Annotated in this window: 15 protein-coding genes; 8 read left to right on the plus strand and 7 right to left on the minus strand. The window is 61.4% G+C overall.

What is annotated here, in order from left to right; genetic code table 11:
• Nucleotides 1-170 precede the first annotated feature (170 nt).
• The gene (locus C8K44_RS05600) at nucleotides 171-767 is read right to left on the minus strand and encodes a superoxide dismutase (protein WP_109574761.1); all 597 of its coding nucleotides are present in this window, start codon (nucleotides 765-767) and stop codon (nucleotides 171-173) included.
• Between the two features lie 108 nt (nucleotides 768-875).
• A complete protein-coding gene (locus tag C8K44_RS05605; protein ID WP_199227014.1) occupies nucleotides 876-1,754 on the minus strand; it encodes a branched-chain amino acid aminotransferase in 879 nt (292 codons plus the stop codon).
• Nucleotides 1,755-1,897: 143 nt separating this feature from the next.
• Here C8K44_RS05605 and C8K44_RS05610 point away from each other — a divergent pair, with 143 nt between their 5' ends.
• On the plus strand, nucleotides 1,898-2,560 hold the full coding sequence (locus tag C8K44_RS05610; protein WP_109574824.1) for a haloacid dehalogenase type II: 663 nt from the start codon (nucleotides 1,898-1,900) through the stop codon (nucleotides 2,558-2,560).
• Nucleotides 2,561-2,741: 181 nt separating this feature from the next.
• Nucleotides 2,742-3,488: a L,D-transpeptidase gene (locus C8K44_RS05615; RefSeq protein ID WP_109574762.1), complete on the plus strand. Its 747-nt coding sequence runs from the start codon at nucleotides 2,742-2,744 to the stop codon at nucleotides 3,486-3,488.
• A gap of 46 nt (nucleotides 3,489-3,534) precedes the next feature.
• Here the strand turns inward: C8K44_RS05615 and C8K44_RS05620 are convergent, their stop codons facing one another.
• Complete coding sequence (locus C8K44_RS05620) at nucleotides 3,535-5,091, minus strand: helicase HerA-like C-terminal domain-containing protein (protein WP_109574763.1); 1,557 nt, start codon at nucleotides 5,089-5,091, stop codon at nucleotides 3,535-3,537.
• Nucleotides 5,092-5,307: 216 nt separating this feature from the next.
• Between C8K44_RS05620 and C8K44_RS05625 the strand changes: the two genes are divergently transcribed.
• Both C8K44_RS05625 and C8K44_RS05630 read left to right on the plus strand, forming a co-directional pair.
• Complete coding sequence (locus tag C8K44_RS05625; RefSeq protein ID WP_109574764.1) at nucleotides 5,308-5,529, plus strand: AbrB/MazE/SpoVT family DNA-binding domain-containing protein; 222 nt, start codon at nucleotides 5,308-5,310, stop codon at nucleotides 5,527-5,529.
• A complete protein-coding gene (locus C8K44_RS05630) occupies nucleotides 5,526-5,915 on the plus strand; it encodes a type II toxin-antitoxin system death-on-curing family toxin (protein WP_109574765.1) in 390 nt (129 codons plus the stop codon). The genes C8K44_RS05625 and C8K44_RS05630 overlap by 4 nt, the downstream gene beginning before the upstream one ends.
• On the opposite strand, the gene C8K44_RS05635 is transcribed toward C8K44_RS05630, so the two are convergent.
• From C8K44_RS05635 to C8K44_RS05650, 4 genes are all read right to left on the minus strand, one after another.
• Nucleotides 5,912-6,379 carry a GreA/GreB family elongation factor gene (locus C8K44_RS05635; RefSeq protein WP_109574766.1) on the minus strand — a complete coding sequence of 156 codons (468 nt, stop codon included), beginning with the start codon at nucleotides 6,377-6,379 and terminating at the stop codon, nucleotides 5,912-5,914. The two genes, C8K44_RS05630 and C8K44_RS05635, sit on opposite strands and share 4 nt — an antisense overlap.
• A gap of 57 nt (nucleotides 6,380-6,436) precedes the next feature.
• Nucleotides 6,437-7,450: an asparaginase gene (locus C8K44_RS05640; protein WP_109574767.1), complete on the minus strand. Its 1,014-nt coding sequence runs from the start codon at nucleotides 7,448-7,450 to the stop codon at nucleotides 6,437-6,439.
• A 69-nt stretch (nucleotides 7,451-7,519) separates the two neighbouring features.
• Nucleotides 7,520-8,248 (minus strand): SDR family oxidoreductase, encoded by a 729-nt coding sequence (locus tag C8K44_RS05645; RefSeq protein ID WP_109574768.1) that lies wholly within the window; start codon nucleotides 8,246-8,248, stop codon nucleotides 7,520-7,522.
• Nucleotides 8,245-9,408: an acetyl-CoA acetyltransferase gene (locus C8K44_RS05650; RefSeq protein WP_109574769.1), complete on the minus strand. Its 1,164-nt coding sequence runs from the start codon at nucleotides 9,406-9,408 to the stop codon at nucleotides 8,245-8,247. Before C8K44_RS05650 ends, C8K44_RS05645 begins: the two co-directional genes overlap by 4 nt.
• 180 nt (nucleotides 9,409-9,588) lie before the next feature.
• On the opposite strand from C8K44_RS05650, the gene betI reads away from it, so the two are divergent.
• From betI to betA, 4 genes are read left to right on the plus strand one after another with little or no spacing between them, the layout of a single operon-like run.
• Entirely contained in the window at nucleotides 9,589-10,179 is a 591-nt protein-coding gene (gene betI, locus C8K44_RS05655; RefSeq protein ID WP_109574770.1) for a transcriptional regulator BetI, read from the plus strand.
• A complete protein-coding gene (betC, locus tag C8K44_RS05660) occupies nucleotides 10,176-11,705 on the plus strand; it encodes a choline-sulfatase (RefSeq protein WP_199227023.1) in 1,530 nt (509 codons plus the stop codon). Before betI ends, betC begins: the two co-directional genes overlap by 4 nt.
• Complete coding sequence (locus C8K44_RS05665) at nucleotides 11,705-12,706, plus strand: threonine/serine dehydratase (protein WP_109574825.1); 1,002 nt, start codon at nucleotides 11,705-11,707, stop codon at nucleotides 12,704-12,706. Before betC ends, C8K44_RS05665 begins: the two co-directional genes overlap by 1 nt.
• A complete protein-coding gene (betA, locus tag C8K44_RS05670) occupies nucleotides 12,699-14,351 on the plus strand; it encodes a choline dehydrogenase (protein ID WP_109574772.1) in 1,653 nt (550 codons plus the stop codon). Before C8K44_RS05665 ends, betA begins: the two co-directional genes overlap by 8 nt.
• The last annotated feature ends 39 nt before the right edge of the window (nucleotides 14,352-14,390 follow it).

Genomic DNA, 14,390 nt, shown 5'->3' on the forward strand with positions numbered 1-14,390 from the left:
AGGTCCTCTCCGGGTTGCGATAAGCTGCCTAGGGCCAACGGCGAAACTGGCCGAATTCGTCCCGATATTCTCCTCACGCTTCCGTGATCTCGGTAGTTAATTTCGCAACGTCTCCCAAAACGAAAAAAGCCCCGGACGTGCCGGGGCTTTCGTCATTCAATGATTGGGACTCAGGCCTTTTCGTACAGCTCGAGCACATAGTCCCAGTTGATCAGGCTGTCGACGAACGCCTCGAGGTATTTAGGGCGGGCGTTGCGATAGTCGATGTAATAGGAATGCTCCCAGACGTCGACGCCGAGGATCGGGGTCGCGGCGTGGACGAGCGGGTTCTCGCCGTTCGGGGTCTTGGAGATGGCGAGCTTGCCGTCCTTGACCGACAGCCAGGCCCAGCCCGAACCGAACTGCGTCGTCCCGGCGGCGATGAAATCGGCCTTGAACTTGTCGTAGCCGCCGAGATCGGCGTCGATCGCCTTCTGCAGGGCGCCAGGCAGCTTGTTGCCGCCGCCGCCCTTCTTCATCCACTTCCAGAAGTGGACGTGGTTGTAATGCTGGGCCGCGTTGTTGAACAGGCCGGCATTCTTGCCGAAGGACTGCTTTACCACCTCTTCCAGAGACAGCTTGTCCATGCCTGCTTCCGCAGCCAGCTTGTTGCCGTTGTCGACATAGGCCTTGTGGTGCTTGTCGTGGTGATACTCAAGCGTCTCCTTCGACATGAAGGGCTGCAGCGCCTCGTAGTCGTAGGGCAATTCGGGCAATTCAAAAGCCATGGATCATACTCCCTTGCTGGCAATTTCGCGGCATGACTATGCCGTCTACAGATAGGTCGTCATCATCGTGTGACAACAGACGAGAGACGCTGTTTTTTCTTGCTACACTCAGGCCTTAGCAGTCGAGTGCGCCCACTCCCAATATAGCTCGCGCGATTTTTTTGCTACCGGCCCAGGCTGCAGAATTCGATCTTCGATGCGCGTGACAGGAACGACCTTGGAGTGATTGCCGGTGGAAAAGATTTCATCGGCTTCAAGGAATTCGCGCACCGACAGCGTCTTCTCAATGACCGAAACGCCCTGTCCGGCAAGAAGCGACATTGTGCGGCCGCGCGTGATTCCGGAAAGAAACGTTCCGTTTGGAGCGGGCGTGAACACCTGACCATTCTTGACCAGGAAAATGTTGGACGAGCCTGTCTCGGCGACATTGCCCAGCATGTCGAGGACCAGCGCATTATCGAAGCCGCGCATCTTGGCTTCGAGGATTGCCCTGCCGTTGTTCGGGTATAGGCAACCCGCCTTGGCGTTGGTCGGCATTGTCTCCAGGCTCGGGCGGCGGAATGGCGACAGCCCGATCGAAAATCCCGCGGGCGGGAGCATGGGTGATTCGTACAGGCACAGGCAAAAGCGCGTCGATGCCGGATCTGCCGGCACCCCCATATAGCCGCCATGCTCGGCCCAATACATCGGCCTGATATAGACTGCGGTCTTGCCGTCGAACTTCTTGAGCCCATCCCAGGTCAGTCCCACGATCTGCTCGGGACTCATCGTCGGCTTCAGGCCGAGCGCTATCGCCGAAGAGTTGACGCGGCGCGAATGCGCCTCGAGATCGGGCGCCACGCCCTCGAACCAACGGCCACCGTCGAACACGGTGGAGCCGAGCCACATGGCATGGCTGCGCGGCCCGATGAGAGCCACATTGCCCTCGTGCCAGTCGCCGTCAACGTAGGTCCATGTCGTGGATTGTGCAGCCGCCGCGAGCGTCATGATATCGTTTCCCGTCGCATCTTGTTGAGCGCCAGCATGGAAGAGGCTTTGGCATCCCCCGTCAACCGGCACGTCGCCGAAATGTTGGAGCCAGCCGATAGTTGCGCTTGCGCTTGGCGCCAAGCCGTTGGAAAACCAAAGGCATGCGCCACGCCGCCTACATATTCGATGCCTATGGCACGTTGTTCGACGTCCATGCGGCCGTTCGCCGCCATGCCGCCGATATCGGTCCCGACTGCCAGCTTCTGTCCGAGATTTGGCGGGCCAAGCAGCTCGAATATTCCTGGGTGCGCACGCTGATGGGTGCCTATCTTGATTTCTGGCAGCTCACCGAGCAGTCGCTTGATTTCGCCTTCCAAAAGGTGCCCACGGTCGACCCGGCGCTGCGTAGCAAGTTGCTGGACGCCTACTGGCGCCTCGACTGCTATCCCGAAGTGCCTTCGGTCCTTCGCAATCTCAAGGACAACGGGGCGCGGCTTGCCATTCTCTCCAACGGCTCTCCGGCCATGCTCGAAGCTGCGGTGCGCTCGGCTGGGCTCGACCTGATCCTCGATGAAGTGTTCTCCGTCGACAGTGTGAGACGCTTCAAGACGGACCAGGCGGTCTATGATCTTGTCGCCAGCAACTGGCGTCTCTACCCCGAAGCCATATCGTTCCAGTCGTCCAATCGTTGGGACATTGCAGGGGCAGCGAAGTTCGGTTGCCGCACAGTCTGGATCAATCGTTCCGACCAGCCGGACGAGTATCGGGACCTCCCACCCTCGCTGATCCTTCCGTCACTGGAAGGTTTAGTTACAATTGGTTAGCTAACCATAGGTCAGCATTGTTGCCATAACGCAACAGTGATTGGCCTATCACAGCTTCGCCATGCTTTGTCCACCCTAAGGTCAGATTTGGACCCGCCTATCACCACGAGCGTTAAGGGGGACGCAGTCAGTTTCCTTTAAATCCACCTCTTCTTTCGAACTGGAATCCTAGATCGCAGCCATGCCTACATTCATTGATTCATCCCGCCCGGTCAGCCGGCGCGGCTTCTTAAACTTGGCAGCGGCAGGCGCTGCCACAGCAGCGCTTTCGGCCTGCTCGACCGTCAGCGGAGGCAGCACGATCGTTGGCGCCCCGGTGATAGTACCGCCTCCGGCTCCACCGGCCATCGACCCTGCCTTTGGCGATTACGTCAGCATGTATGCTCCCGTCAGCGACGAGGGCTATGAGGTTCCCGGCATTCCAGTCAAGAAGGTGAAGCCCCAGTTCCTTCGCCAGATCGTCGCCGATCCGACGGGCGAGCGTCCGGGTACGCTGGTCGTCGATACCTCGACGCACTTCCTCTATCTCGTCCGCGAAAACGGCCAGGCGATCCGCTATGGTGTCGGCCTTGGCCGTGCAGGCTTTGCCTGGTCTGGCCGCGCCGTCATTCAATGGAAGCGCAAGTGGCCCAAGTGGACGCCACCGGATGACATGATCGGCCGTCAGCCGGAGCTTGAGAAGTACAGCGTCAGGAACGGCGGCATGGCACCCGGCCTGAACAATCCGCTCGGCGCACGGGCGCTCTACATCTTCCAGAACAACGAAGACACGCTCTACCGCGTCCATGGATCACCGGAATGGTGGACGATCGGCAAGTCGGTATCGTCGGGCTGCGTGCGCCTGATGAACCAGGACATCATCGATCTCTACGATCGCGTGCCTTCCAAGACGCCGATCCTGGTCACCAACGGCCTCGGCGTGGCCTGATCAGTTCCGATGGCGGCGCGTCCAGACGCGCCGCCATTGGCCTCGGTCAGAAACCCTTTTTCAAACTTCCAAGAATTCCGCGCACCAGCGCACGGCCAACCGACGAACCGACCGAGCGCACCACCGACTTCAGGGCTGCTTCGGTCACGGTCTGGCGGTTCGAAGCCCGCGGCCTTGGCGCACTGCCGGTCGTACGGCCTCCCGAACCGGCGCCTCCGCCATCATTGCCGAAGCCGGGTATCGTCCATCCGCCGCCGCCGGTATTCGCCTGCTGGGCTTGTTCCTGTGCCTTTTGCGCGTCGAGCGCTTTCTTCTGCAACATTTCAAACGCCGATTCGCGATCGACCGTCTGGTCGTACTGACCAGCGACAGGGCTCTCGTTGATCAGCTTCTGGCGCTCCTGTGGCGTGATCGGCCCGAGCCGCGACGCCGGCGGCCGGATCAGCGTCCGCTGAACCATCGACGGCACACCCTTGGCCTCTAGCGTCGACACAAGTGCTTCGCCGGTGCCCAGCTGCGTAATTGCCTTGGCGCAATCAAAATCCGGATTGGGGCGGAATGTGTCCGCCGCCGTCTTCACGGCTTTCTGCTCACGCGGCGTGTAGGCACGCAGCGCGTGCTGCACGCGGTTGCCCAGCTGTGCCAGTACGGTTTCTGGCACATCAAGCGGATTCTGGGTGACGAAGTAGACGCCGACGCCCTTCGAGCGGATCAAGCGCACGACCTGTTCCACACGATCGACGACGATCTTGGGCGCTTCGTCAAACAGCAGGTGCGCCTCATCGAAGAAGAACACCAGCTTCGGTTTGTCGGGGTCGCCGATTTCCGGCAACACCTCAAACAGCTCGGAGAGCAGCCAGAGCAGGAAGGTCGCGTATAGCCGCGGGTTCATCATCAGCTTGTCGGCTGCGAGCACGTTGATCGCGCCTCGTCCGTCGCGCGTGGTGCGCATGATGTCGGAGATCTTCAGCGCCGGCTCACCGAAGAAATGGTCGCCGCCCTGCTGCTCCAGCACCAGCAGCGAACGCTGGATAGCGCCGACCGATGGTCTTGTCACATTGCCGTAGCGCGCGCCGATTTCTTCGGCACGCTCGGCGACGTTGGCGAGCAGCGCTTGCAGATCCTTCATGTCGAGGAGCAGAAGCCCCTCTTCGTCGGCGATCCGGAAGACGATGTTGAGCACGCCTTCCTGTGCGTCGGTGAGGTTCATCAGCCGCGAAAGCAGCAGCGGGCCCATCTCCGAGACTGTTGCGCGGATGGGGTGCCCCTGCTCGCCGAACAGATCCCAGAAGATTACGGGGAATTCCTGGAACTCGTATGGATCAAGCTTGATCGCCTCGGCGCGGGCAGTGAGAAAATTCTTGGCCTCGCCCATCATGGCGATGCCCGACAGATCGCCCTTGACGTCGGCGCAGAACACCGGGACGCCCGCATTGGAAAAGCCCTCGGCGAGGATTTGCAGCGTCACCGTCTTGCCGGTGCCCGTCGCGCCTGTGACGAGACCGTGGCGATTGCCGTATTTGAGCAAAAGCTCTTCGGGCCGCCGGTAGCTGTCGTCCGGCTTGCGACTGGCACCAATGAAAATGCTGTCGTCCTGCGCCATGGGCTGTCTCTCCGGAAATGCTGCGTCTCGACCACGATTGCGATCACACGCAAGGTATAGTGGCGACGCACCAGTGCGACAATGGCACCCGGTCAAAATGAAGCGCCGGAGCCGACACACACGCCGATAGCGAACGCGCCATGCTTGCCATCACATGCTTGTCTTGGATCGCCGCGTTTCTTATGTTATACGCAAGTTATAACATGGAGGCACTCAATGAACGTGACCGTTCGCAAAATCGGAAATTCCGAAGGTGTAATCCTGCCGAAAGAAGTCCTCGATAGACATAATCTGAGAGCCGGCGACACGCTGGAAATAGTCGAATCCAAGGATGGCCTGACGCTCAAGCCGACTGACGACGTGTTTGAGCGACAGATGGAAGCCGCGAGCAAATTCATGGACAAATATAAGGTGGCGCTCCAGAAGCTCGCCGAATGAGCCCGCAATTTCTGAGCCGACGTGTCGTCGAGGCCATGCATGCTGAACAGCTTCGGCGGCATGGTGGGGCGCAAGGACTTCGCGACGAAAACGCGCTGGAATCCGCACTGGGCCGTGCCAAAAACAAGGCTGCCTATGGCGATCCTACGATCGTCGACTTAGCTGCCGCCTACTTGTTCGGGATCGCACGTAACCATCCCTTTGTTGATGGCAACAAACGCACAGCGATCGTGGCAGCGGGTACTTTTCTGGCAGTAAATGGCTACGAATTGACAGCCAACGACGGAGCACTCTACTTATTTGTCATGGGCGTAGCTGCCGGAGAGATCGACGAGGGCGGTGCGGCCGCCTTCTTCCGTGATCATACAATACCGGTCGAAGCCTAGCCGAGTTCGACGATTTCCCAGTCGTGGCCGTTGACCGAAGCGACATCGCCAACGGACTTGCCAAACAGCGCAATCGCCATAGGCGAAACATGGGAGATACGGCCCTTGGCGGCATCTGCTTCGTCTTCGCCGACGATTTGCCAGACATTGCGCTTGCCGTTGTCATCCTCGACGACAACTTTCATGCCGAAGCGGACGACGGTGCTGCCGGGTTCGGGAACCGAAACTTCGGCCGTTTCCCGGCGGGATTGCCAATAGCGCAGGTCACGCGACACCGTTGCGATGCGTTCGCGGTCGGCGTCGGCTTCGGCCTTGGCAAGGTCCTCGCGCAAGGCCGCCAGTTGGGCCTCGATATGGGAAAAACCCTGCTCGGTAACGAGGTTTCGCGATGCACTGACAGGTCGTTCGCCAATGTCGGCGATCACATTTTCACTGTCGTCTTCACGGGTGAAAGCTCTGCTCATCAACTCAACCTAGGTATTCGTTGCTCCGATAACAAGCCAGCCTATCTGACCGACTGCTTACGCTTTTAGGCCGATTGCGGAGGTAGGCCGAAGGGACGCAACCTCAATGCCGTTCCAGTTTTTCAGCACCGGTTTGGCCAACTCTTGCAACGTGCCTGCCAGTGCCCGGTCATCGGCCAAAAGCCTTGCCAGAACCGCCGAGATCATGACATCCGCAGCCCTACCCGCACCGTCGTCGCATTTCAATGCGATGCCTACCCCAAGCTCCGGCACGGCCGCGCAGAAAACGCCCTCGGCGCCGACCTTGACGAAGATGCGTCCGGGTGCCGCCTGCATCAACTCCGTATCAGCCCTGTCGGTTCCAGCAACAAGAAAAGGTTCCGCCATGCAGGCCGACATCAGCCGCCGCGCCGCCTTGGCCCGCATCGCACCAACCCCTTGGCCGGTAACCATTCGCGCAAATCCCAACGCGAGATTTTGCAGCGGCACGGCGAAAGTCGGGATCGAACAGCCATCAGTGCCGCGGTTGGCTTCGTTGTGGGGTGCCCCGGTCACGGCTTCCATCGTTTCGCGGACCATCTGCTGGAAACGATGTTCTGGCCTGACATAGCCCTGGTGCGCGATGCCGAGATGGCGGCAGGTACAAACAAAACCGGAATGCTTGCCCGAGCAATTGTTGTGCAGCGCGCTCGGAGACGCCCCGTTGCGAGCCAACGCAATCGTGGCCGCCTGGTTCGAGGGCCAGTGCGCGCCACACTCCAGCGCGTCAGCTTCCAGCCCGGCCTTGGTGAGCATGGCCTTGGCGAGTTCGGCATGAACCACCTCGCCGGAATGCGAGGAGCAGGCAAGCGCGAGTTCGCGATCGCCGAAACCATATGCGTCTGCCGCTCCACTTTCGACGAAAGGCAGCGCCTGGATCGCCTTCACCGCCGAGCGCGGGAACACGGCCTGCTGGGTGTCGCCGATGGCAAACACCTGCTTGCCCGACCCGTCGACGACGACGACCGACCCGCGGTGCGCGCTTTCGACGAGACCGCCGCGCAGCATCTCGACCAGAACGGGATTTGTCATTGTATGTGAGCCTTCATGCACCTGCGGTCAAAATAGGTCTGCATTCGCCACCTTAAGCCTCGGTCCGCGTCATGCCCCATCCCCCGATAGCCCGGCTGCGGGGAATCCGCCATCCACGGCGAGTGTATGGCCGTTGACGTAACTGGCCTCGGGAGAAAGCAGGAAGGCGACTGCGGCTGCAATTTCCTCGGGTTCGGCAAGCCGCCCCGACGGCATGTGGCGCCGGTCGATCCCGCCGTTGCCGGCAGCTTCGGCGGCAGTCGGCCCGGCGGCAATCGCGTTGACGCGCACGCCGCGATTGCCGAACTCCAGTGCGAACACCTCGGCCATGAGCTTGAGCCCCGCCTGTGACGAAGCGACAGCTATTTGGCCACGATGAGCGCGCAGGCCCGCAACAGATCCGACGTTGACGATAGAAAGCGAAGCACCCATCCGTTCAAGTGCCGCCTTGGCCGCGATGAAGGGCCCCACAAGATTTACGTCAAGCGCTTCGCGCAGCATTTCGGCACTGGTGTCTTCGGCGCTGGACAGTCTGCCAAACCCGGCAACCGCCACCAGCCCGCCTATGAGACCGAGGCTATCCACCACCTGGTCAAAAGCCTCGGCGACATTGTCTTCGTCGGTCGGATCAGTCTCGATGAACACAACATCATCATTGCCGATGGCGTCCTCAGCGGCGGCAAGCGCCACCCCATCGCCATCGATCAGCGCCACCGGCCATCCATCCGCGATCAAGCGCTCAGCCACTGCAAGGCCGATGCCCGACGCACCACCGATGACCACGGCGGATTGCCTCATCTAATACGGTCCAGGATCGAGACGTAGTTGGCGACCGCGGCACCGCCCATGTTGAAGATGCCGCCAAGCTTGGCATCCTTGACCTGGATACCACCGGCTTCGCCCGTAAGCTGCATGGCCGTCAGCACATGCATCGACACACCTGTCGCGCCGATGGGGTGCCCCTTGGCCTTGAGCCCACCCGAAGGATTGACCGGGAGGCGGCCGTCCTTGGCCGTGATGCCTTCCATCGCGATTCGTGCGCCCTCGCCGCGCGGCGCGAGGCCCATCGCCTCATATTCGATCAGTTCGGCGATGGTGAAGCAGTCATGCGTTTCGACGAAGGACAGATCGTCAAGCGCAACGCCTGCCGATTTCAACGCCTTGGCCCACGCCGCTTCGCAGCCCTCGAACAGGAGGATGTCGCGCTTCGACATCGGCAGGAAGTCCTGGACATGCTCGTTGGCGCGGAAGGCCACCGCGCGGCGCATGCGCAATGCTGTCGTGCTGTCGGTCAAAACAAGTGCCGCCGCCCCGTCCGAAACCAGCGAGCAATCGGTACGCTTCAGCGGACCGGCAACAAACGGGTTCTTTTCGCTTTCCTGGCGGCAGAAGTCGTAGCCGAAATCCTTGCGCATCTGGGCATAAGGATTGTCGACGCCGTTCTTGTGGTTCTTGGCGGCGATCATCGCCAATGCATCCGACTGATCGCCGTGACGCTGGAAATAGGCCTGGGCGATGTTGCCGAACACGCCGGCGAAACCGGCAGGCGTGTCGCCGTCCTCCGGCAGATAGGATGCCTTGAGCAGGTTCTTGCCGATCTCGGGCCCAGGCGTCGTCGTCATCTGCTCGGCACCGACCACCAGCACGATGCGCGAGCCAGCGTTTACCGCTCGGATGCCCTGGCGAACGGCTGCCGAACCTGTGGCGCAGGCGTTTTCCACCCGCGTTGCCGGCTTGAAGCGGAGTCGATCGTCGGCCTGCAGCACAAGGCTCGCGGTGAAATCCTGGGCGGAGAAACCGGCATTGAAATGCCCGAGCACGATCTCGTCGACATCGTCGGGCCCGATGCCGGCATGCTCGAGCGCCTCGCTGGCGACCTTGGTTATGAGGCTTTCGAGCGTCTCGCCCTCAAGCTTTCCGAAACGCGAATGCGCCCAGCCAACGATGCACGCGGTCATTTCTGCCTCCAATCGCAGGGCGCATGTTGCGCCATTTCAACGGTGAATCCAACGCCCCTATTCAGTTCAATATTGAACAGATTCCACCAATTTTCAACGTCGGAAATAGGGCATCAGGCGGCGGAGTTTTTATTGATTGATGGCTCAATTAAAAATAGGCTTGGAGATGGAGGAAGCTGAATGCCCAAGATCGGAATGGAGCCATTGCGCCGCAAGGCGCTGATCGACGCGACGATTTCAGCGATCGGCGAACGCGGTACGCTTGATGTGACCATGTCCGAGATTGCCGGACGTGCCGGCGTATCCGCCGCACTGGCGCATCACTATTTCGGCGCCAAGGAGGACCTGCTGCAGGCGACCATGCGCTATTTGCTGTCCGAGCTGAACGCCGATTGCCGTACGGCACTCAAGCTGGGCACCACCCCGCGCGCCCGGGTTTCCGCGGTCATTTCGGTCAACTTCTCCGAAAAGCAATTCCGGCCCGAGACGATCGCTGCCTGGCTCGCCTTCTATGTCGAAGCGCAAAAGTCACCTGCCCTGCGCCGCCTCCTCAAGGTTTACGCGCGCCGCCTGCATTCCAATCTGATGAGCGGCCTTTCAGCCCTGCTGCCGCGTTCGGAGGCGGAGCGGGTCGCAGAAACCACAGCCGCGCTGATTGACGGGCTCTACATTCGCCGGGCGCTCAAGGACGGCGTGCCGGATGCGACGACCGCCGCGGCATTGATCGAGGATTACCTCGAAACGAAACTCGCTGACGCAAAGGCTGGCTGATGACCGAGCGGCCAAACATCCTAATCATCATGGTCGACCAGTTGGCCGGGACTTTCTTTCCCGATGGCCCGGCCGACTTCCTGCATGCCCCGCACCTCAAGGCGCTGGCGGCGCGCGCGGCACGCTTCCGCAACAACTACACCGCTTCACCGCTTTGCGCGCCCGGTCGTGCCAGCTTCATGACGGGCCAGTTGCCGTCCCGCACCCAAGTCTACGACAACGCAGCCGAATTCGCCTCGTCCATCCCGACCTATGCCCATCATCTGCGCGCCGCCGGCTATCACACCTGCCTGTCGGGCAAGATGCACTTTGTCGGCCCCGACCAGTTGCACGGCTTCGAGGAGCGACTGACCACCGATATCTACCCGGCCGATTTCGGCTGGACGCCTGACTACCGCAAGCCGGGCGAGCGCATCGACTGGTGGTACCACAATCTCGGTTCAGTCACCGGTGCGGGCGTCGCCGAGACCACCAACCAGATGGAATATGACGACGAGGTCGCCTTCCACGCAACGCAGAAGCTTTACGACTTCGCCCGCGTCTCGGATCAGGCCGAACGAAGGCCTTGGTGCCTGACCGTCTCCTTTACCCATCCGCATGACCCTTATGTCGCGCGGTGCCAATATTGGGACCTCTATGAGGGCTGCCCGGCACTCGATCCAGATGTCGGTTTTATCGCAGCCGATCAGCAGGACCCGCATTCACAGCGGCTCTACCACGCCAGCGACTATGCCAGCTTCGACATCACGCCGAAGCAGGTACGCCGCTCCCGGCGTGGCTACTTCGCCAACATTTCCTATCTCGACGACAAGGTCGGCGAACTGGTCTCGGTGCTTGAACGCACGAGGATGCTGGACGACACCATCATCGTGTTTTGCTCCGATCATGGCGACATGCTCGGCGAGCACGGCCTGTGGTTCAAGATGTGCTTCTTCGAGGGCGCCGCCCGGGTGCCGCTGATGATCGCTGGCAAGGGCATTCCGGCAGGATTGATCGAAGCGCCAACCTCCAATCTCGACATCCTTCCAACACTCTGCGACCTCGCCGGCATAGAGCTTGCCGCGATCATGCCGTGGGCCGACGGCCAATCACTTGTCCCCTTGATGCGTGGCGAAGAGCGCACCGCTCCGGTGCTGATGGAATATGCCGCCGAAGGCTCCTACGCCCCCTTGGTGGCCATCCGCGAAGGCCGCTTCAAGTTCGTCCATTGTGAGATCGATCCGCCGCAACTGTTTGATCTGGAATCGGATCCGCTCGAACTCACCAACCTCGCCGCCGACCCGGTCCATGCCGATTTGGTCGCCACTTTCACGGCGAAGGTTCGGGCCCGCTGGGACATGGCGGCCTTCGATGCTGCGGTTCGCGAGAGCCAGGCACGGCGCTGGCTCATCTACCCCGCGCTCCGCAACGGCACCTACTCTCCTTGGGAATTCCAGCCCATGCAGAAGGCTTCCGAGCGCTACATGCGCAACCATATGGATCTCAACGTGCTCGAAGAGAGCAAGCGGTTTCCGCGAGGCGAATGATGACAAAGACGACCGTTCCCACACTCGACCACCTCAGGCAGGCATATGCCGAAACCTCCAAGGCGACGCAACTGACGCCGCTGTTGGAGTCGGCGGCACTCGCCCGCGAAACCGGTGCCAGCCGCGTCTTCGTCAAGACGGAGTCGCTGCAATGGGCCGGCTCGTTCAAGGCGCGTGGCGCCTACTGGCGATTGAAGAAGCTGTCAGCAGAGGAAGCCCAGCGCGGCGTGGTCGCCTATTCCTCAGGGAATTTCGCCCAAGGGCTAGCCGCAGCCGGCCAGGCGCTTGGCATCCCGGTCACCATCGTCATGCCGGTCGACGCGCCAGCAGCCAAGCGCGAAGCGACCAAGGGTTATGGCGCGCGCGTCGTGCTCACCGACCATGGCGACCGCGCCCGCGAGGAAGTTGCCTCGGCCAAGGCGCGCGAGATCTCGGAGACCGAAAACCTCGTGCTGCTCCATCCCTTCGACGATCCAGAGATCGTCGCCGGCCAAGCAGGAGCAGGCCTCGAAGCGCTCGATCAACTGGCCGCCAAGGGCGTCAACGCAGACATCGTGCTTTGCCCGGTCGGTGGTGGCGGGCTGATCGGTGGTGTGGCGCTCGCCTTCCACTATCTGTCGCCCGATACCCAGGTGTTTGCCGTCGAGCCCGAAGGCTTCAACGGCATGGGCACTTCGCTTGCCCATGGAGCCCAGGAGACTATGCCGCTTGGGCCGAAATCCATCTGCGACGGGTTGATGGCGCGCCGGCCCGGCGATGCGCCCTACGCTGCCGTCACCGCAGCCGGTGTGCGCGGCCTGACCGTCGACGATGCTGCCGTGCGGCGCGCCATGAAGGTCGCCTTCGAACGGCTCAAGCTGGTGCTCGAACCCTCCGGCGCCTCCTCTCTCGCCGCCCTGCTGGAAAAGAAGGTCGATGTATCAGGCAAGACCGTCCTCCTCATAGCCACCGGCGGCAACGTTTCGCTCGCCGATTTCATGGTCCATGTGAACAATGCTTGAAGCAGATTTTGTCATCATTGGCTCCGGCTCGGCCGGCGCGGCCATGGCCTATCGCCTGTCCGAGGACGGCAAGCACTCGGTGATAGTCATCGAATATGGCGGCACCGATTTCGGGCCGCTGATCCAGATGCCTTCGGCACTGTCGTACCCGCTCAACATGAGCCGCTACGACTGGGGTTATTCGAGCGAGCCCGAACCGCATCTCGGCGGCCGCGTGCTGGCAACGCCGCGCGGCAAGGTGCTCGGCGGCTCATCCTCGATCAACGGCATGGTCTATGTCCGTGGCCACGCCCACGACTTCGACCACTGGGCCGAGCAAGGTGCGACCGGCTGGGGCTATGCCGACGTGCTGCCCTACTTCAAACGCATGGAGCACGCCAAGGGCGGCGAGGAAGGCTGGCGCGGCACAAAGGGCCCGCTGCACATCCAGCGCGGTCGTCGCAAGAACCCGCTCTACCAGGCCTTCGTCGAGGCCGGAAAGCAGGCCGGTTTCGAGACCACCGAAGATTACAATGGCTCGAAGCAGGAAGGCTTCGGAGCCATGGAGCAGACCATACACCATGGTCGGCGCTGGTCGGTGGCCAACGCCTATCTTCGCCCTGCGCTGAAACGCGGAAATGTACGTATCGTCAATGGCTTCGCCCGGCGTGTGGTGATCGAGAATCAATGCGCGGTCGGCGTCGAGATCGAAGCTCGCAATAAGATTCAGGTCGTTAAGGCGCGACGTGAAGTGATCGTTGCTGCCTCCTCGATCAATTCGCCGAAGCTGCTGATGCTGTCGGGCATCGGACCTGCGGCGCATCTTAGGGCCCATGGCATAGACGTGGTCGCCGACCGGCGCGGCGTCGGCCAGAACCTGCAGGACCATATGGAGCTGTACATCCAGCAGGAGGCGACGCAGCCGATCACCTTGCACTCGGTGTTCAACCCGTTCTGCAAGGCGCTAATCGGCGCTGAATGGCTGCTGTTCAAGACCGGCCTTGGCGCCACCAACCATTTCGAGGCGGCGGCCTTTGTGCGCTCGAAAGCCGGTGTCGACTATCCCGACATCCAGTTCCATTTCCTGCCGGCAGCCGTGCGCTACGATGGCAAGGCGGCGGCCAAGTCGCACGGCTTCCAGGCCCATGTCGGGCCGATGCGTTCCAAGTCGCGTGGCGCGATCACCTTGCGGTCGAACGATCCATGGGCCAAGCCGGAGATCCGCTTCAACTACATGTCCCATCCAGACGATTGGGCTGACTTCCGCCACTGCATCCGGCTCACCCGCGAAATCTTCGGCCAGTCGGCTTTCGACCCGTTCCGTGGACAAGAGATCTCGCCGGGCAAGCACGTTGACACCGACGAGCAGCTCGACACCTTCATCCGCGAACATTCGGAAAGCGCCTACCACCCTTGCGGCACTTGCCGCATGGGCCGCGCTGACGATCCAACAAGCGTTGTCGATCCCGAATGCCGGGTCATCGGGGTTGATGGCCTCAGGGTCGCCGATTCCTCGATCTTCCCACGGGTGACCAATGGCAACCTCAATGGCCCCTCGATCATGACCGGCGAAAAGGCAGCCGACCATATCCTCGGCCGCACGCCACTCGCCCCGTCCAACCAGGAACCCTGGATCAATCCGCACTGGCAGGTCTCAGACAGATAGAGCATCATCCGGCCCGACCGGATATGACCGCCACGACAT

The sequence above is a fragment of the Aminobacter sp. AP02 genome, assembly GCF_003148805.1.
Classification (GTDB): domain Bacteria; phylum Pseudomonadota; class Alphaproteobacteria; order Rhizobiales; family Rhizobiaceae; genus Aminobacter.

Bases quoted from the DNA above. Each gene is read 5' to 3' on its own strand.
- C8K44_RS05605 (WP_199227014.1), bottom strand. From the start codon at position 1,754: ATGACGCTCGCGGCGGCTGCACAATCCACGACATGGACCTACGTTGAC.
- betI (WP_109574770.1), top strand. From the start codon at position 9,589: ATGCCCAAGATCGGAATGGAGCCATTGCGCCGCAAGGCGCTGATCGAC.
- C8K44_RS05650 (WP_109574769.1), bottom strand. From the start codon at position 9,408: ATGACCGCGTGCATCGTTGGCTGGGCGCATTCGCGTTTCGGAAAGCTT.
- C8K44_RS05615 (WP_109574762.1), top strand. From the start codon at position 2,742: ATGCCTACATTCATTGATTCATCCCGCCCGGTCAGCCGGCGCGGCTTC.
- C8K44_RS05635 (WP_109574766.1), bottom strand. From the start codon at position 6,379: ATGAGCAGAGCTTTCACCCGTGAAGACGACAGTGAAAATGTGATCGCC.
- C8K44_RS05600 (WP_109574761.1), bottom strand. From the start codon at position 767: ATGGCTTTTGAATTGCCCGAATTGCCCTACGACTACGAGGCGCTGCAG.
- betA (WP_109574772.1), top strand. From the start codon at position 12,699: ATGCTTGAAGCAGATTTTGTCATCATTGGCTCCGGCTCGGCCGGCGCG.
- C8K44_RS05625 (WP_109574764.1), top strand. From the start codon at position 5,308: ATGAACGTGACCGTTCGCAAAATCGGAAATTCCGAAGGTGTAATCCTG.
- C8K44_RS05630 (WP_109574765.1), top strand. From the start codon at position 5,526: ATGAGCCCGCAATTTCTGAGCCGACGTGTCGTCGAGGCCATGCATGCT.
- C8K44_RS05610 (WP_109574824.1), top strand. From the start codon at position 1,898: ATGCGCCACGCCGCCTACATATTCGATGCCTATGGCACGTTGTTCGAC.
- C8K44_RS05665 (WP_109574825.1), top strand. From the start codon at position 11,705: ATGACAAAGACGACCGTTCCCACACTCGACCACCTCAGGCAGGCATAT.
- C8K44_RS05645 (WP_109574768.1), bottom strand. From the start codon at position 8,248: ATGAGGCAATCCGCCGTGGTCATCGGTGGTGCGTCGGGCATCGGCCTT.
- C8K44_RS05640 (WP_109574767.1), bottom strand. From the start codon at position 7,450: ATGACAAATCCCGTTCTGGTCGAGATGCTGCGCGGCGGTCTCGTCGAA.
- C8K44_RS05620 (WP_109574763.1), bottom strand. From the start codon at position 5,091: ATGGCGCAGGACGACAGCATTTTCATTGGTGCCAGTCGCAAGCCGGAC.